The 16,657-nt window shown below is 71.2% G+C and carries 13 protein-coding genes and 1 pseudogene; 9 read left to right on the top strand and 5 right to left on the bottom strand.

What is annotated here, in order from left to right; genetic code table 11:
* Positions 1-51: 51 nt before the first annotated feature.
* Positions 52-1,377 carry a xylulokinase gene (xylB, locus tag ACN9MP_RS02755; RefSeq protein WP_426323736.1) on the bottom strand — a complete coding sequence of 442 codons (1,326 nt, stop codon included), beginning with the start codon at positions 1,375-1,377 and terminating at the stop codon, positions 52-54.
* 155 nt (positions 1,378-1,532) lie between these two features.
* Positions 1,533-2,741: a xylose isomerase gene (gene xylA, locus ACN9MP_RS02750; protein WP_426323734.1), complete on the bottom strand. Its 1,209-nt coding sequence runs from the start codon at positions 2,739-2,741 to the stop codon at positions 1,533-1,535.
* A 316-nt stretch (positions 2,742-3,057) separates the two neighbouring features.
* Here xylA and ACN9MP_RS02745 point away from each other — a divergent pair, with 316 nt between their 5' ends.
* Both ACN9MP_RS02745 and ACN9MP_RS02740 read left to right on the top strand, forming a co-directional pair.
* On the top strand, positions 3,058-3,378 hold the full coding sequence (locus tag ACN9MP_RS02745) for a hypothetical protein (protein WP_426323732.1): 321 nt from the start codon (positions 3,058-3,060) through the stop codon (positions 3,376-3,378).
* Positions 3,379-3,506: 128 nt separating this feature from the next.
* Entirely contained in the window at positions 3,507-4,664 is a 1,158-nt protein-coding gene (locus ACN9MP_RS02740; protein ID WP_426323730.1) for an ROK family transcriptional regulator, read from the top strand.
* A 21-nt stretch (positions 4,665-4,685) separates the two neighbouring features.
* Here ACN9MP_RS02740 and ACN9MP_RS02735 read toward each other — a convergent pair whose 3' ends face one another.
* Positions 4,686-5,681, bottom strand: coding sequence for a LacI family DNA-binding transcriptional regulator (locus ACN9MP_RS02735; RefSeq protein WP_426326171.1), 996 nt, complete (start codon positions 5,679-5,681; stop codon positions 4,686-4,688).
* Positions 5,682-5,855: 174 nt separating this feature from the next.
* On the opposite strand from ACN9MP_RS02735, the gene ACN9MP_RS02730 reads away from it, so the two are divergent.
* Genes ACN9MP_RS02730 through ACN9MP_RS02715 form a run of 4 tightly spaced genes read left to right on the top strand, consistent with a single transcriptional unit; the run spans position 5,856 to position 11,339 of the window.
* Entirely contained in the window at positions 5,856-7,139 is a 1,284-nt protein-coding gene (locus ACN9MP_RS02730; RefSeq protein ID WP_426323728.1) for an ABC transporter substrate-binding protein, read from the top strand.
* 11 nt (positions 7,140-7,150) lie between these two features.
* Positions 7,151-8,176, top strand: a complete 1,026-nt coding sequence (locus tag ACN9MP_RS02725; RefSeq protein WP_426323726.1) for a carbohydrate ABC transporter permease — start codon at positions 7,151-7,153, stop codon at positions 8,174-8,176.
* On the top strand, positions 8,173-9,045 hold the full coding sequence (locus ACN9MP_RS02720) for a carbohydrate ABC transporter permease (protein ID WP_426323724.1): 873 nt from the start codon (positions 8,173-8,175) through the stop codon (positions 9,043-9,045). Before ACN9MP_RS02725 ends, ACN9MP_RS02720 begins: the two co-directional genes overlap by 4 nt.
* The gene (locus ACN9MP_RS02715; protein WP_426323723.1) at positions 9,042-11,339 is read left to right on the top strand and encodes a beta-glucosidase; all 2,298 of its coding nucleotides are present in this window, start codon (positions 9,042-9,044) and stop codon (positions 11,337-11,339) included. Before ACN9MP_RS02720 ends, ACN9MP_RS02715 begins: the two co-directional genes overlap by 4 nt.
* Before the next feature lie 366 nt (positions 11,340-11,705).
* Here the strand turns inward: ACN9MP_RS02715 and ACN9MP_RS02710 are convergent, their stop codons facing one another.
* The gene (locus ACN9MP_RS02710) at positions 11,706-12,845 is read right to left on the bottom strand and encodes a Gfo/Idh/MocA family protein (protein ID WP_426323721.1); all 1,140 of its coding nucleotides are present in this window, start codon (positions 12,843-12,845) and stop codon (positions 11,706-11,708) included.
* Positions 12,842-13,534: a ThuA domain-containing protein gene (locus ACN9MP_RS02705; RefSeq protein ID WP_426323719.1), complete on the bottom strand. Its 693-nt coding sequence runs from the start codon at positions 13,532-13,534 to the stop codon at positions 12,842-12,844. The genes ACN9MP_RS02710 and ACN9MP_RS02705 overlap by 4 nt, the downstream gene beginning before the upstream one ends.
* Positions 13,535-13,611: 77 nt before the next feature.
* Between ACN9MP_RS02705 and ACN9MP_RS02700 the strand changes: the two genes are divergently transcribed.
* The 3 genes and pseudogenes from ACN9MP_RS02700 to ACN9MP_RS02690 form a co-directional block, all read left to right on the top strand.
* Complete coding sequence (locus ACN9MP_RS02700; RefSeq protein ID WP_426323717.1) at positions 13,612-14,610, top strand: LacI family DNA-binding transcriptional regulator; 999 nt, start codon at positions 13,612-13,614, stop codon at positions 14,608-14,610.
* A gap of 219 nt (positions 14,611-14,829) precedes the next feature.
* Entirely contained in the window at positions 14,830-16,245 is a 1,416-nt protein-coding gene (locus ACN9MP_RS02695; protein ID WP_426323715.1) for an aspartate aminotransferase family protein, read from the top strand.
* Between the two features lie 37 nt (positions 16,246-16,282).
* A pseudogene (locus tag ACN9MP_RS02690) lies at positions 16,283-16,585 on the top strand (hypothetical protein); the annotation flags it as partial.
* Positions 16,586-16,657 lie beyond the last annotated feature (72 nt).

Here is a 16,657-nt window from a genome sequence, read left to right as displayed (position 1 = left end):
CCGGGCCTCGATGGGCCGCCCGACGCGGCGAGCCGCGCGAGGGACCCGGGCTCAGGAGCGGAGGACGGATGCCGCCTGCCGCGCCGCGCCGAGGGCGACGTACTCGCCCGGCTCGGGCACTTCGACGGGCAGCCCGAGCACGAGCGGGGCGATCCGCCGCACCGCATCGGACTGGGCCCCGCCGCCGACGAGCAGCGCCCGCTCGAGCGGCACGCCCAGGGTGCGGAGCGCTTCCAGGCCGGCGGCCAGGCCCGAGAGCATGCCCTCGACGGCCGCGCGCGCGAGGTTCTCCCGCGTCGTCGACGCGAGGGTCATGCCGGTGAGCGACGCGGTCGCGTCGGGCAGGTTCGGAGTGCGCTCGCCCTCGAAGTACGGCACGAGGCGCAGGCCTGCAGCGCCCGGCTCGGCGGCGAGGGCGAGCCGCGACAGCTCGGCGTGGTCGACGCCGAGCACGCGGCCGATCGCGTCGAGCACGCGCGCGGCGTTGAGGGTCGCGACGAGCGGCAGGAAGCGCCCGGTGCAGTCCGCGAAGCCCGCGACGGTGCCGGTGGGATCGACCGTGCGCTCGTCGCTCACGGCGAAGACGGTTCCGCTGGTGCCGATGGAGATCACCACGTCGCCCGGTCCGGCGCCGAGTCCCAGGGCGGCGCCCGCGTTGTCACCGGCGCCTCCGCCCACGCGCCGGGACGCGGCATCCGTCACCCACTCGTCGGGTCCGAGCACACGCGGGAGCACCGCGTCGTGGCCGAGAGCGGCGATCAGCAGCTCTCGGTCGTACGTGCCGTCGGCGGGGTTCCAGTAGCCGGTGCCCGACGCGTCGGAGCGGTCCGTGACGAGCTCGTCGAGCACCGGGCCGCGGGGCGACGCGCCTTCGGGACCGAAGCCGCGCAGCCGCCACGTCAGCCAGTCGTGAGGGAGCGCGACGGCCGCGACGCGCGCCGCGTTGGAGGGCTCCGCATCGCGGAGCCAGCGGAGCTTCGTGATGGTGAAGGATGCCACGGGCACGAGGCCCGTCCGCCGCGCGAGTTCGTCGGCGCCGAACTCGGCCGTCAGATCGGCCGCCGCCTGCGCCGAGCGGGTGTCGTTCCACAGCAGCGCGTCACGGATGACCCGGCCCTCGGCATCGAGCGCGACCATGCCGTGCTGCTGCCCGCCGATGGCCCACGCCTCCACCCCTGCCTCGCCGGCCGCGGCGGGCTCGAGCCCGCCGGCCTGGGCGATCGCGGCCTGCAGCGCGGTCCACCACGCCTCGGGGTCGACCGACGTGCCTTCGGGGTGCGACGCGCGCCCCTGGCGGACGACCGCGCCGGTCGCCGCATCCGTGATCACGACCTTGCACGACTGCGTCGACGAGTCGACGCCCATCACGAGGCTCATGTGCGCTCCTTCACGCGATCGCGCCCCATCGCCCCCGCCCCCGCACCGTGAGACGGCAGCGGAGGGACGAGACCGCGGGGTTCACCCAGGGTCTCGTCCGCCGACTGTCGTCTCACGGTCCAGGAGAGGGATCCGCGGAGCGAAGGGAGGTCGGGTCAGCCGCGGGCGCCGAGCAGGTGCTCGGTCGCGAGCTGCTGCAGGCGCACGAAGCCGAAGCCCTTGCCGCCCAGGTACGCCGAAGCGTCGAAGTCCTCGTACGCCGAGCGGTCGGCGAGGAAGTCGTCGTACGACTCGCCCTCGTTGAGCGTGGGCACCGAGAGCTCGTCGACCTTGGCCGCGGCGAGCGCCTCCTGCACCTCCGGGTCGGCGCGGAAGGCCGCCGCGCGCTCCTTGAGCAGCAGGTAGGTGCGCATGTTCGCGGCGGCCGAGTCCCAGACGCCGGTCTCGTCCTCGGTGCGCGAGGGCTTGTAGTCGAAGTGGCGCGGGCCGTCGTACGCGGGAACGCCGCCGGGGCCGCCGTTCTCGAGCAGGTCGACGAGGGCGAACGCGTTGTGCAGGTCGCCGTGGCCGAACACGAGGTCCTGGTCGTACTTGATGCCGCGCTGGCCGTTGAGGTCGATGTGGAAGAGCTTGCCGTGGTAGAGCGCCTGGGCGATGCCGGCCGCGAAGTTGAGGCCCGCCATCTGCTCGTGGCCGACCTCGGGGTTGAGGCCGACGAGCTCGGGGCGCTCGAGCGAGTCGATGAACGCGATGGCGTGGCCGAGCGTCGGGAGCAGGATGTCGCCACGCGGCTCGTTGGGCTTCGGCTCGATGGCGAAGCGGATGTCGTAGCCCTTGTCGGTGACGTAGTCGCCGAGGAGGTTGACGGCCTCGCGGTAGCGCTCGAGCGCCGCGCGGATGTCCTTGGCCGAGTCGTACTCGGCGCCTTCGCGGCCGCCCCACATGACGAAGGTCTTCGCGCCGAGCTCGGCGCCGAGGTCGAGCTGGCGGAACACCTTGCGCAGAGCGAACCGGCGCACCTGGCGGTCGTTCGACGTGAAGCCGCCGTCCTTGAACACCGGCGCCGAGAAGAGGTTGGTGGTCACCATCGGGATGATGAGGCCGGTGTCGTCGAGCGCGCCCTTGAGGCGGTCGATCTGGGTCTGGCGCTCGGCATCGGTCGATCCGAAGGCGAACAGGTCGTCGTCGTGGAAGGTGAGGCCGTATGCGCCGAGCTCGGCGAGCTTCTCGACGGCGTGCACGACGTCGAGCGGGTTCCGGGTGGGGCCACCGAAGGGGTCGGTGCCGTTGTAGCCGATGGTCCACAGGCCGAACGAGAACTTGTCGGCGCGGGTGGGGGTCGGTCCTGAGGACTGCGTGGGCATGACGCTCCTTTGCGGGTAAATGTTGCTGCCGACAACCTATACCAGATCGGATGCCGCGTCCACTCGTCAGCGGGCCCTGACCGCGGGAACCGGCGAAGAGATGACTCCGCCAGTCGATGTGTGTCCGGTTGTGACCGGAAGTTCATAAGGCATTAACACGCCGTTCCGGGGATATGGCGGACAATGATCTCGGGAGCCCGATCCGGTCGCGCCGACCCCGGCGCCAGCCCCTAGTCGGCCGTTCCCACCGCGTCAACCCCTGTGCGAGAGATGCCCGCGCGGCGGAGGATCGGGGCACGACGAGAGGAGTCTCCCCATGGTGCTCGAGAGGCCGTCCTCACCGGTGAGACGCAGCGTGCTGCGGTCTCGCGTCATGCCGTCGCTGAAGGAACTCCCCCCGCGACGCCCCGAGCCGCCGGCGCCCGAAGACTCCGTCGTGCGGTGGGAGCGCATCGACATCGATCGCTACGAGGTGCGCCTTCGCGGGATGATCGTCGGCTACATCGACGTCGTCGGCGCGGTGTTCGTCGCTCTCGCCGGCTCTCGTTACGACCGTGCCGTCGAGGTGCTGCAGACACTGGACTTCGCCACGGCCGTCGGTTCGATCAGCCCCGTCGACGACGCAGAGGCCGGCTGAGCGCAGGAGCGCCGGGGATCGGGCCCGCCCCGCCGCGCCGAAGTCCCGGACACGGGCCGGGTGCACCGGTATGAAGCCTGGTGCAACAAATGCCGGGGCACGCGCGGCGCGCCCCCTACAGTGAGACGGTGAGCGATCCGTCCTCGGCCGAAGGCGTGCGCCAGCGCAATCTGGCCCGGCTGCTGCGCCTCGTGCATCTCGAAGGCCCCCTCTCCCGCGCGCGCCTCACCGAGTCCACGGGCCTCAACAGGTCGACGATCGCGGATCTCGTGGCCGAGCTCGTCCGGGAGGGACTCGTCGTCGAACGGGCACCCGACCCGTCGCGTCGGGTCGGGCGGCCCTCCCCGATGGTCGGAGCCGAGGCGCGCGTGGTCGCGATCGCGGTGAACCCCGAGGTGGACGCGCTCACCCTGGCCGCAGTCGCGCTGGACCGCGGCATCCCCGTCCGCGAGCGCATCGAGCTCGACCACCTGCTGACTCCCGACGAGACCGCGCGGCTCATCGCCGAACGCATCGAGGCGTGGAAGGCCGCTGAGCTCGCCGACGCGCGGATCGTCGCCGTCGGGCTCGCCGTGCCCGGCCTCGTGCGCGCGGTCGACGGCCTGGTGCGCAACGCTCCTCACCTGCGCTGGACCGACGCGCCGCTGCGCGACCTGGTCGCCGACGTGACGGGCCTCCCCACGGTTGCGGGCAACGACGCCACGCTCGGCGCCATCGCCGAGCATCTGTTCGGCGCCGCAGCCGGGTTCGACGATGTCGTGTACCTCAACGGCGGCGCGAGCGGCATCGGCGGCGGACTGATCGTGCACGGGATGCCGCTTCTCGGAGCCGGCGGCTACACCGGCGAGTTCGGGCAGAACCGGCCGGGCATCGCCGCCGAGGCCGACCGCCGCGCCGACCACGGCGTGCTCGAGGACGAGGTCAGCCGCGCCCGGCTGCTCGCGGCCGTCGGGCTGCTCGCATCCGACGAGCCGGGACTCGCGGCGGCGCTGGAAGCAGCGGGACCGGCCGCGGCCGACGAGGTGTCGCGGCAGCGCCGCATCCTGTCGACCGCACTCGCGAACGCCGTCAACGCGCTCAACCCGGGTGTCGTGGTGCTCGGCGGCTTCCTGGCCACGATCGCCGCCGTCGATCTCCCGGGACTCACGGCGATGGTGCAGCAGCAGACGATGACGGCGACCGCCGAAGACCTCGAGATCCGCGTGGCGTCGCTCGCGGAGGACCGCCTGCTCATCGGAGCGGCCGAGGCGGCGTTCGCGGAGCTGCTGCGCGACCCCACCGGCTGACCGCCGTCATGCCGCGCCTCCTCACAGCGGCGGCGCCGTCGTCTCCCTCGCGATGAGACGCGTCGGCAGCTTCACATGCGTCAGCGGCAGCGTGCCGCCGTCCATCAGCTCGAGCAGCATGCGGGCCGCTTCCGCGCCGAGCACCTGCATGGGCTGGCGCACCGTCGAGAGGGCGGGCGTCGACTTGGACGCCTCCGGCACGTCGTCGAAGCCGATCACGGAGAGATCCCGGGGGACTTCGAGGCCGAGTTCCGAGGCGACCCGGACGATCTCGAGTCCCGAGAGGTCGTTCGCGGCGAAGACCGCGGTCGGCCGATCGGGCCGCCGGAGCATCTCGAGGGCGGCGTGGCGCACCGCGTCCTGCTGGTAGCTGCCCGACCCCACCAGTGCCGGGTCGAGCGCGATGCCGGCGTCGGCGAGCGCCCGGCGGTAGCCGGCATCGCGCGCGATCGACGATCGCAGGTCGGTGCGGCCGGCGATGAAGCCGATCCGCGAGTGGCCGAGCTCGATGAGATACCGCGTGGCCTGCAGCGCGCCCCCGAAGCTGTCGCACTCGACGGTCGGCAGATCCGCGGGACCGGTATGCGGGTCGATCGCGACGACCGGCACCTCCGCGTTCACGTTCACCACCGTGGGGGTCACCATGATGGCTCCGTCGATGAGCGTGCCGCTCAGTCGCGACATCGAGCGGCGCTCCCAGCCTTCCGCCGTGCTGCGCGTGCCGGAGTAGGCGAGCAGGTCGTACCGCGAGTCGGCCAGCGCCTGCCCGACGCCCTTGAGGATCTCGGCGCTGAACGGTTCGAAATCGGCGACGAGCACGCCGATCACACCGGTCGTGCGCGAGCGCATGCTGCTGGCGATGAGGCTCGACTCGTAACCGAGATCCGCCACCACCTGCAGCACGCGGTCGACGGTCGCCGGAGCGACGCCGTAGCGGCCGTTGACGGCTTTGGAGACGGTCGCGACGGAGACGCCCGCCGCCTCGGCGACGTCGGTGATGGTGGGTCGGCGCTTCATGATCTCGAAATCGTAACGCCATCGAAAACGTTTTTGAAAACGTTTGACATAGATTTGTTGCCTGCAGAGACTTTTTCCCAGCCGGTCGCTGGACCGTGCATCGCGCGATTTCGATCGCGCCGACCACAGCACCCCGAAGCCGAGGTGCTCCTCGATGAAGAGAACGGGAATCACATGAAGGGCAAGAGAATCCTCGCGGGTTCGGCAGCACTTGTCGTCGGTGCGCTGGCGCTCGCCGGCTGCAGCGCCGGCGGCTCCTCGAACGACGGCAAGGTCGAGATGACCCTGTGGCAGAACTCCACCACAGGGCCCGGCCAGCAGTTCTGGAAGGACGCCATCGCCGCGTTCGAGAGGGAGAACCCGGACGTCACGATCAAGATGCAGTCCGTCCAGAACGAGGACATGGACGGAAAGCTGCAGACGTCGCTCAACGCCGGCGACCCGCCGGACATCTTCCTGCAGCGCGGCGGCGGCAAGATGGCGGCGATGGTGCAGGCAGGCCAGCTCATGGACCTGACCGACAAGATCGAGGGAGAGGCCAAGGACAACATCTCCGAGGGGTCCTTCAAGGCCGAGACGTACCAGGACAAGGTGTGGGCCATGCCCCTCTCGGTGCTCCCCGGCGGCATCTTCTACAGCCAGGACCTCTACACCGCGGCCGGCATCACCGAGAACCCGACGACCATCGACGACCTCGTCGCCGCCAATGACAAGCTCAAGGCGACCGGCGTCGCGCCGCTCGCGCTCGGCGCGAAGGACGCGTGGCCGGCGGCCCACTGGTTCTACTGGTTCGCCATCCGCGAGTGCGCGCCGAAGACGATGGAGGAGACGGGCGACTCGAAGGACTTCAGCGACCCCTGCTGGCTCAAGGCAGCCGAGGACCTCGAGAAGTTCGCCGCCACCGAACCGTTCAACGAGGGATTCCTCACCACCTCCGCTCAGCAGGGCGCAGGCAGCTCGGCCGGTCTCGTCGCCAACCACAAGGCCGCCGGCGAGCTCATGGGCGCGTGGGACCCCGGAGTGATCGCCTCGCTCACGCCCGACGAGCAGCCGCTCCCCGACCTGGCCTGGTACCCCTTCCCCGAGGTCCCCGGCGGTAAGGGCGAGCCCGGCTCGATCATGGGCGGCGTCGACGGCTACTCGTGCGCCGCGCAGGCTCCGAAGGAGTGCGCGGACTTCCTCAACTTCGTCGCCTCGAACGACCAGCAGACCGCCTACTACAAGGCGTACAACTCCCCGCCGGTCAACAAGGTCGCACAGGAGGCCGTCACCGAGCCGTACCTGAAGCAGATCCTCGAGGCCTACAACCAGGCGCCGTTCGTCTCGCAGTGGCTCGACACCGTCCTCGGCCAGAACGTCGGCAACGCGCTCAACGTCGCCGTCGTCTCGATGCTCGCGGGACAGAGCACGCCGCAGCAGATGATCGACGAGGCCAACAAGGCCGGGGCGAAGGGCTAGGAAGAACTCCCATGCACACAAGCGAGACCCCGAAGACGGACGATCGCCCGGAGACGGATCTCGCGCAGCGTTCCGGGGGCGGCGGCGTCACACCGCCGCCCTCGGCGTCGCAGCGCCGCCGACCCCGAGGAATCGGATGGAAGGGCCGTCTGGAGATAGCGATCCTGGCCGGGCCGGCGATGCTCTTCTTCATCGGGTTCGTCATCTTCCCCGTGATCTTGGCGGCGTACTACGGCTTCTTCAACTGGCACGGATATGGACCGGCGACCGACTTCATCGGCCTGAAGAACTACGTCACGATCCTGACCGATCCCGATTTCCAGGAGGCACTCGGTCACAACGCGTTCATCGTCGTGACGTCGATCCTCATCCAGGGACCCGTCGCCCTGCTGCTGGCGCTGCTGCTCAACCGCAAGATGCGCGGGCAGTCCGTCATCCGCGTGCTCATCTTCGTGCCCTACGTGATCGCGGAGGTCGTCGTCGGCACCGGCTTCAGCCTGCTGCTGGCGACCAACGGCGGCCTGAACGGCGTGCTGGAGAAGTGGGGGCTGTCGGGCCTGGCCCACGACTGGCTCTCCGATCCGAACATCGCGATCTGGACCCTCGTCGCGATCCTCACCTGGAAGTACGTCGGCTTCGCCGTCATCCTGTTCCTGGCGGGACTCCAGGGCATCCCCGACGAGCTCTACGAGGCGGCCGCCATCGACGGCGCGACCTACTGGCAGATGCAGCGGCGCATCACGATCCCCCTGCTCGGGCCGACCCTGCGCATCTGGGCGTTCCTGTCGATCATCGGCGCACTTCAGCTCTTCGACCTCGTCTACATCATCTGGGGCCAGTACGTCGCTCCGGTCGCGGGCACCTCCACGATGGCGACCTACATGGTGGCCAACGGCCGCAACGCCGGCAACTTCGGCTACGGCAACGCGGTCGCGGTCGTCATCTTCCTCATCTCCCTCGTCGTCGCCCTCATCTACCAGCGCTTCGTGCTGCGCCGCGACACCGCCGGCGCGCTCACCGAAAGGAACGCCGAATGACCTCCGCCGCCGCACTGGCGACCCTGGAGTTTCCTCCGCCACGACGCCAGCGCATGCGACGCGCGACGCCCGCCGTCTGGTTCGTCGCGCTCGTGGTCATCGCGCTGATGCTCGGGCCCGTCGTGTACATCATCCTCGGCGGATTCCGCTCGAACTCCCAGATCACCACGGACCCCGGCGGCCTCCCCGACCCGTGGGTGTGGAAGAACTACCTCGAGGTGCTGACCGGCGGGGTGTTCTGGCGGCAGGTGCTCAACTCCACCATCGTCGCCATCGCCACGACGGCGGGCGTGATCGCGCTGGGCCTCATGGCGAGCTACGTGCTCGCGCGATACCGGTTCCGCGGCCGAGGCGCCCTGTACGCGCTGTTCGCCGCCGGGCTCATGTTCCCGATCACCGTCGCCATCACGCCCCTCTACATCGTCGTGCGCGACATGGGGCTCATCAACTCCCTCGGCGGCGTCATCCTGCCCCAGATCGCGTTCGCCCTGCCGACGACGATCATCATCCTCGTGCCGTTCCTGCGTGCGATCCCCGATGAGATCGAGGAGGCCGCCTTCATCGACGGCTGCAGCCGTCTGGGCTTCTTCTGGCGGATGGTGCTTCCCCTGGCCGTCCCCGGAGTCATCACGGTCGGCATCCTCGCGTTCATCGGCAGCTGGAACAGCTACCTCCTGCCGCTCTTCCTCCTCAACGACAACGCGAACTTCACACTGCCCCTGGGCGTGCAGGCGTTCTCGTCGCAGTACTCCGTCGACACGGCGAAGGTGCTCGCGTTCACGTCGCTGTCGATGATCCCCGCGCTGGCGTTCTTCAGCCTCTTCGAGCGCCGCATCGTCGGTGGCCTCACGGGGGCGGTCAAGGGATGAGCGACAACAACCTGCCCGCCGTCTCGGAGCGGGTGCAGAAGCTGCACGCGCAGATGACGCTCGACGAGAAGCTCGCGCAACTCGTGGGCTACTGGGTCGACCAGGGAGACGAGGTCGTGGCGCCGATGGCCGGCGAGATGGCGACCTCCACCCGTTACGAGGACGCCACCGTGCACGGCATCGGGCACCTGACGCGCGTGTACGGCACGCGCCCGGTCGACCCGGCGGAGCGCGCCGCATGGCTGTGGACCGAGCAGCGGCGCCTGCGCGAGGAGACCCGCCTGGGCATCCCCGCCATCGTGCACGAGGAGTGCCTCACCGGGCTCGCCGCGTGGAAGGCGGCGACCTTCCCCACCCCGCTCGCGTGGGGCGCGGCCTTCGACCCGGAGCTGACCGAGGAGCTGGGTGCCGCCATCGGTCGCTCGATGGCCGAGCTCGGCATCCACCAGGGCCTCGCGCCGGTGCTGGACGTCGTCACGGACCCGCGCTGGGGGCGCGTCGACGAGTGCATCTCCGAGGATCCGTACGTCGTCGGCACCATCGGCACCGCCTACGTGCGCGGGCTGCAGTCATCCGGCGTGCATGCGACGCTCAAGCACTTCGCCGGGTACTCCGCCTCGCAGGCGGGCCGCAACCACGCCCCGGTGCACATGGGGCGCCGCCGGTTGCAGGACGTCGTGCTTCCGCCCTTCGAGATGGCGGTCCGCGACGGCGGCGTGCGTTCGATCATGAACTCGTATGCCGAGATCGACGGCGTGCCGGTCGCCTCGGATCCCGACCTGCTGACGGGCGTGCTGCGCGACGAGTGGGGGTTCGACGGCACCGTCGTGGCCGACTACTTCTCGGTCGCCTTCCTGCACGCGCTGCACGGGGTCGCCGCCGACCTCGGCGAGGCGGCCTCGCTGGCCCTCCAGGCCGGCATCGACGTCGAGCTGCCGACCGGCGACGCCTTCGTGGCTCCTCTGCGCGAGCGGCTCGAGACCCACCCCGAGGAGGTCGCGGCCGTCGACAGGGCCGTGCTGAGGGTACTCGCCCAGAAGGAGGACCTCGGGCTCCTCGACGAGGACTTCGCCTCACCGCCGGCTGCCGTCGCCCTCGATGGGCCGCCGCTGCGCGCGCTCGCCCGGCGGGCTGCCGAGGAATCCCTCGTGCTCCTCCGGAATGACGGGATGCTGCCCCTCGACGCGCCGCGCGCGATCGCGGTGCTGGGACCGAACGCCGATGCGGCGGAGTCGCTGATGGGCTGCTACTCGTTCGCGAACCACGTGCTCGCGCACCACCCGGGAGTTCCGCTGGGCTTCGAGATCCCGACGATCGCCGAGGCGCTGCGCGCGGAGTTCCCCCGCTCGGCCCTGGTCGTCGAGCGCGGCTGCGATGTCGAGGATCCCGACACCACGGGGATCGCCGCCGCGGTCGAAGCGGCCGCGGGCGCCGAGGTCGCGGTGGTCGTCGTCGGCGATCGCGCGGGCCTCTTCGGCCGCGGCACGGTCGGCGAGGGCAACGACGTCGACGACCTCGAGCTGCCCGGCGCACAGCGCCGCCTCGTCGAGGCGGTCGTCGCCACCGGCACGCCGACGGTCGTCGTGGTCGTGTCGGGCCGGCCGTATGCGATCGGCTGGATGCTCAGCGGGCCGTCGGCGGCGAGCGCGGTCATTCAGGCGTTCTTCCCCGGGGAGGAGGGAGGACCCGCCATCGCGCGGGTGATCTCCGGCGCGGCGGAGCCGTCCGGCCGCCTGCCCGTCTCGCTCCCTCGCTCGGCGGGAGCGCAGCCGTACACCTATCTGCACCCCGTCCTGGGCGGCCCCACCGAGATCACGAGTGCCGACAACACACCTGCGCTCCCCTTCGGCCACGGGCTGACGTACACGACGTTCGCCCGCGAGGACCTCCTCGCAGCGGATGCCGCGACCGACGGAACGCTCACGGCCACCGTGCGCGTGACCAACACCGGCGACCGACGCGGCACCGATGTGGTGCAGCTGTACGCCCGGGACGTCGTGGCCTCGGTGACGCGCCCGGTCGCACAACTCGTGGCGTATCAGCGCGTGTCTCTCGAGCCCGGCGAGTCGGCCACGATCGCCTTCACGGTGCCGACCTCACGGCTGGCCTTCACGGGACGCCACGGGCGCCGCATCGTGGAGCCCGGCGCCGTCGAGCTGTGGGTCGGCCCCTCCTGCGCGACGCGCGAGACCGAGGCGCGCATCGAGCTCACCGGCGGCGTGCACGCCGTGACGGCCGACAGTCCTCGGCTGGCGACGGCGGAGGTGTCGGTTCTCGCCGGTCAGCAGCGCTGAGGCAACCCTCGCGACGAGGATCCCGGGATGCGATCGCATCCCGGGATCCTGGCGCGTCGGGCCGCCCGGGCCCCGATCCCGCCGCGCCCCTCGACAGGTCAACCGGCGTTCCACAGGACGATCCGGCGGGTTCTCGTCCTGCAGAAGCCCGGTCGACCTGTTGACGCGAATGGGCCGGCGCCCGCAGGGGCCGAGCCCGAGCCACGGCGCCTCCCGCGTGGACCCGCACCCCGCCGCGCCCCTCGACAGGTCAACCGGCGTTCCACAGGACGATCCGGCGGGTTCTCGTCCTGCAGAAGCCCGGTCGACCTGCGGAAGGGAACCCGAACGCGTGCGCCGGCCGGCCGGCGCCCCGCCGCGCGGGCCTCAGGCAGACGCGCCGACGGCGCCCCGCCAGGTGGCAGCCGGCGTCAGGGGAACGAGCGACGGGCGGTCGACGGTGGTCGACAGCGCCTCCCGCCGGCCCGAGGCGGCCGAAGCGGCGAGCGCGGTCATGATCTCCAGCGCGTGCAGCGCCATGGCACCGCTCGCGCGCCCCTCACCGGCGACGAAGTCGAGCAGTCCGATGCCGCGTCCCGAGCCGACATAGCCCGCCGAGGGCTCGAGCGTCTCCCACGAGCCGCCTCGCTCGTGCAGCCGCACCTCGCCCTCGAAGTAGTTGGGGTCCGGAACGATCAGCGAACCCTCGACGCCGTGCACTTCGATGGGCGCCGTCGTCGACTGCACCCCGTCGAAGCTCATCGTCACGGTGGAGAGCGCGCCCGACGCGTGGTGCAGGATGCCGGTGAGATGCGTGTCGACCTCGACCGCGACGCGCTCCCCCGCCCGTGGACCCGAGCCGATCACGCGCTCGTCACGGGAACGCGAACCGGCGCCCGACACGTGCGTCACCGGGCCGAGCAGCTGCACGAGGGACGTGACGTAGTAGGGCCCCATGTCGAGGAGCGGCCCGCCGCCTTCGCGATAGTAGAAGTCGGGATGCGGATGCCACGACTCGTGGCCCGCCGAGATCCACATGGCCGAGGCCGACACCGGTCGCCCGATGCGTCCGTCGTCGATCGCGGCCCGCGCGGTCTGCACGCCGGTGCCGAGCACCGTGTCGGGCGCACCGCCGAGCCGGACGCCGGCGGCGGCCGCGGCATCCGTCATCCGCTGCGCGTCGGCGAGGGTCGCCGCCAGCGGCTTCTCTCCGAAGACGTCTTTCCCGTGCGCGATGGCGGCGAGCGCGACCTCGGCGTGGGCGGCGGGGATCGTGAGGTTGAGCACGGTGCCGATGCCGGGGTCGGCGAGCAGCTCGCCGGTCGTCAGCGCCCGGCAGCCGGGGATCTCGGCGGCGGCGGCCTGCGCGCGAGACGCGTCGAGGTCGGCCACGGCGGCGATGCGCACGCTCTCCGCGCTCAGCAGCGTGTCGAGGTACTGCCGGGAGATGAACCCGAGGCCGACGATCCCGATGTCGATCACCGTGCCGGGCGTCACCGCGCCGCGCGTCATCGTGCCGCGCGTCATCGAGCCGCCCATAGCAGCCCCCGCTCGATGATCGTGCGGACGTTGGCGTCCTGCAGCACGTCGGGGCTGTGCCCCGGCGTCGCGACGAACACGCGGCCCTGACCCCAGTCGCGCGTCCAGACGGCCGGCGACAGGATCGGCCGGTGCCACGGGTGGTACGGCTGCACGGGGTGCGTGGTCGTGGCCAGCACGTCGATGAGGTCGTCGTGCAGCACCCAGTACTGCTCGGTCGTCAGCGAGAAGTCGGAGATGCCGGCCGTGATGGGGTGCGTGCGCCCGAGGTCGGTGATCTCGACGGTGTAGTCGAGGTAGTTGTCGGTCTGGTCGCCGTGCACCTCGTCGGGGTGCTTCGAGGGGTGGGTCGCGAACTGGCCGCCGACGAGCTGGAGGTAGTCGGAGCTCGCGCGGAACGAGTCGGCGATCCCGCCGTGCCAGCCGGCGAGGCCGGTTCCGGCGGCCACGGCGTCGCGGAGCCCGCGGATCGCCTCCTGCGACGCCTCCGACATCGTGACGGATTGCAGCACGAGGTCGGTGGCCGCCATGCGATCGGCGTCGGCGTAGACCTGCGGATCGCTCTCGATGGTCACATCGAAACCGCTCTCGCGGAGGAACGGCACGAAGAGGTCGGTCGCCTCGATCGGATGGTGGCCGTCCCATCCGCCGCGGACGACGAGGGCGGTGCGGGTCATGCGGTGGTCCCTTCTTCCGGGCACGACGATGCCATCGCCGGTCGCGGCGGTCCAGGATGTTGCGCAAAACTGGTCCCATGCCCGAACGCGTGACCCTCGCCGCCGTCGCCGCCGACGCCGGTGTCAGCGTCGGCACGGCCTCCCGCGCGCTCTCGGGCCGAGGCGACCTGGCCGCCGGCACGCGCCGGCGCGTGCTGGCTTCGGCACTCGCCCTCGGCTACGCGCGAGATCCTGCCGTGGGCGGGCGCCCGCCCGGGTCGGCGCGACTGGTCGACCTCGTGCTCGGCCGTTACCACACGGCGTACTCCGACGAGGTGACGGCGGGTGCGCGCAGCGCGGCTGCGGCGGCGGGCTACGACCTCGTGCTCGCCGAGGAGCGCGACAGCCCCGACGACGACTGGCCTCTGCGCGTCCGGCGACGGGGCTCGGCCGGCGTCGTGCTGGGACTGATCTCGCCCACGGCCGCGCAGCTCGCCGCGTTGACGGATGCCGGCATCCCGGTCGTCCTGATGGACCCCCGGGCCGAGACCTCCCGCGGCCTCACCAGCGTCCGCACGACCGATCGGGAGGGCGGAGCGGCAGCGGCCCAGCACCTGGTGGAGCGCGGTGCCACCCGGTTCGCGATCGTGCTGGGCTCACCTCCGTACCGCTACGGGCGCGCGCGCAACACGGGCTTCCGCGAGACCCTGCGCCTCGCGACGCCGGGCGCCGACCTCGTCGCCCTGCAGGCAGACTGGGGGGCGGCGGGCGCGCGCGAGGCTGCGGTCCCTCTTCTGCGCGGCCTTCGACCCGGCGAGCGGCTCGGGGTGTTCGCGTGCTCCGACGAGATGGCCGCGGGCGTCTACGCCGCCGCGGCCGCGACGGGCCGCCGCATCCCCGATGAGGTGCTCGTGGTGGGCTTCGACGATCTGCGCGGCGCGCGGTGGCTGACACCTCCGATGACCACCGTGCACCAGCCGATCCGCGAGATGGCCGCGGCGGCCGTCACGGCGCTGGCCGGCGCCGCGGCCGGCGCGCCGCTCCCGCCAACGCCCATCGTCCTTCCCACCCGCCTCATCGCGCGCGGATCCACCTGATCCACCTGATCCGCCCCGGAGTCGCTCGCTCTGCTCACCTGTCACGATGTGCCGTCGCCGCCGGCACATCGTGACAGGTGAGCGGCGGAGGATCGGATGCTGCGACGCGCGGCATCCGGACGGTCCGGTGTCCGCGGCATCCGAACCGGACGAACCGTCGCATCCCCGCGGCGGGGGCACGCGAGTAGCGTGAGAGCACGTCATGACGGAAGGCTTCCCATGTCCACCACCGCGCAGTCCGTTACCCAGCGACCGCCCCGCAGCGACGCCGAGCTCCAGCAGATGGCCAAAGACCACCTCTGGATGCACTTCGCCCGCCAGTCCGTCATGACGGAAGGCCCCGGCGTGCCGATCATCGTCAAGGGCGAGGGCCACCACATCTGGGACTCGCAGGGCAAGCGGTACATCGACGGACTCGCCGGTCTCTTCGTGGTCGCCGCGGGTCACGGCCGCCGCCGCCTCGCCCAGGTCGCGGCGAAGCAGGCCGAGGAGCTGGCCTTCTTCCCCATCTGGTCGTACGCGCACCCGGCCGCCATCGAGCTCGCCGACCGCATCGCGCACTACGCGCCCGGCGACTTGAACAAGGTGTTCTTCTCCACCGGCGGCGGCGAGGCGGTCGAGACGGCGTTCAAGCTGGCGAAGTACTACTGGAAGCTCCAGGGCAAGCCCACGAAGCACAAGGTGATCTCGCGCGCGGTCGCCTACCACGGCACCCCCCAGGGCGCGCTCGCGATCACCGGCATCCCCGCGATGAAGGCGATGTTCGAGCCGCTCACCCCCGGGGGCTTCCGGGTGCCGAACACGAACTTCTACCGTGCCTCCGACATGGGGGCACCGACCTCGAGTCTGGAGGAGTTCGGGGTGTGGGCCGCCGACCGCATCGAGGAGATGATCCAGTTCGAGGGCCCCGACACCGTCGCAGCCGTCTTCCTCGAGCCGGTGCAGAACGCCGGCGGATGCTTCCCCCCGCCTCCCGGCTACTTCCAGCGCGTGCGTGAGATCTGCGACAAGTACGACGTGCTCCTGGTCTCGGACGAGGTGATCTGCGCGTTCGGCCGCATCGGTCACATGTTCGCGTGCGACGCCTACGGCTACCAGCCGGACATGATCACGTTCGCCAAGGCGGTCACGAGCGGCTACTCGCCGCTGGGCGGCACCGTCGTGTCGGACCGCATCTACGAGCCGTTCGCCCACGGCGACACCGCGTTCTATCACGGGTACACGTTCGGCGGGCACCCCGTCTCGGCGGCGGTGGCGATGGAGAACCTCGACATCTTCGAGGAGGAGGGGCTCAACGAGCGGGTGCGCGAGAACTCGCCCCTGTTCCGCGCGAGCCTCGCGAAGCTCATGGACCTCCCCATCGTGGGCGACGTCCGCGGCGACGGATACTTCTTCGGCATCGAGCTGGTCAAGGACAAGGCGACGAAGGAGACCTTCGACGACGACGAGTCGGAGCGCCTGCTGCGCGGCTTCCTCTCCAAGGCGCTGTTCGACGCCGGGCTCTACTGCCGTGCCGACGACCGTGGCGACCCCGTCATCCAGCTCGCGCCGCCGCTCACCATCGGCCCGTCGGAGTTCGACGAGATCGAGCAGATCCTCCGCAGCGTGCTGACGGAGGCGTGGACCCGACTCTGACCCGCACACCGGCGGCGTCCGGCGCTATGGTGGGCGCGTGGGCACCATCTACTACGGCGGCAGCGCGATGCCGATCCATATCGAGGACCGCGCGCTCGCCCATCTGAAGGTCGTCATCGCGACCAAGCTGCGCCGCGGTGAGAGCTTCACGGTGTCGTGGCGGCATCCCGACGAGCAGCCTCGGGGGCGCAGCACGATCTGGCTGCATCCGTCGATCCCGTTGCGCTTCGTCTTCGACGACCCCGAGCCGGCGGAGCTGAGTCGCGCCTGGATCGAGGATCTGGCCAACTCGGCGAGCTCGACGGGTGGGATCCTGCTCGTCGCGGAGCATTTCGACACCGGCCCGGTGGACCTGCCCGGCGGCGGGTCCGGTGCCGGCGACGGAGGCTCACGGGATGTGTCTCTGGGCACC

The sequence above is a fragment of the Microbacterium sp. E-13 genome (assembly GCF_049912955.1).
Classification (GTDB): Bacteria; Actinomycetota; Actinomycetes; order Actinomycetales; family Microbacteriaceae; genus Microbacterium.
This window is presented reverse-complemented; position numbering and strand designations above follow the sequence as displayed.

Coding starts and splice junctions, on each gene's coding strand:
- ACN9MP_RS02715 (WP_426323723.1), top strand. CDS start 9,042: ATGAGCGACAACAACCTGCCCGCCGTCTCGGAGCGGGTGCAGAAGCTG.
- ACN9MP_RS02725 (WP_426323726.1), top strand. CDS start 7,151: ATGCACACAAGCGAGACCCCGAAGACGGACGATCGCCCGGAGACGGAT.
- xylA (WP_426323734.1), bottom strand. CDS start 2,741: ATGCCCACGCAGTCCTCAGGACCGACCCCCACCCGCGCCGACAAGTTC.
- ACN9MP_RS02700 (WP_426323717.1), top strand. CDS start 13,612: ATGCCCGAACGCGTGACCCTCGCCGCCGTCGCCGCCGACGCCGGTGTC.
- ACN9MP_RS02695 (WP_426323715.1), top strand. CDS start 14,830: ATGTCCACCACCGCGCAGTCCGTTACCCAGCGACCGCCCCGCAGCGAC.
- ACN9MP_RS02720 (WP_426323724.1), top strand. CDS start 8,173: ATGACCTCCGCCGCCGCACTGGCGACCCTGGAGTTTCCTCCGCCACGA.
- ACN9MP_RS02730 (WP_426323728.1), top strand. CDS start 5,856: ATGAAGGGCAAGAGAATCCTCGCGGGTTCGGCAGCACTTGTCGTCGGT.
- ACN9MP_RS02745 (WP_426323732.1), top strand. CDS start 3,058: ATGGTGCTCGAGAGGCCGTCCTCACCGGTGAGACGCAGCGTGCTGCGG.
- xylB (WP_426323736.1), bottom strand. CDS start 1,377: ATGAGCCTCGTGATGGGCGTCGACTCGTCGACGCAGTCGTGCAAGGTC.
- ACN9MP_RS02710 (WP_426323721.1), bottom strand. CDS start 12,845: ATGACGCGCGGCACGATGACGCGCGGCGCGGTGACGCCCGGCACGGTG.
- ACN9MP_RS02735 (WP_426326171.1), bottom strand. CDS start 5,681: ATGAAGCGCCGACCCACCATCACCGACGTCGCCGAGGCGGCGGGCGTC.
- ACN9MP_RS02705 (WP_426323719.1), bottom strand. CDS start 13,534: ATGACCCGCACCGCCCTCGTCGTCCGCGGCGGATGGGACGGCCACCAT.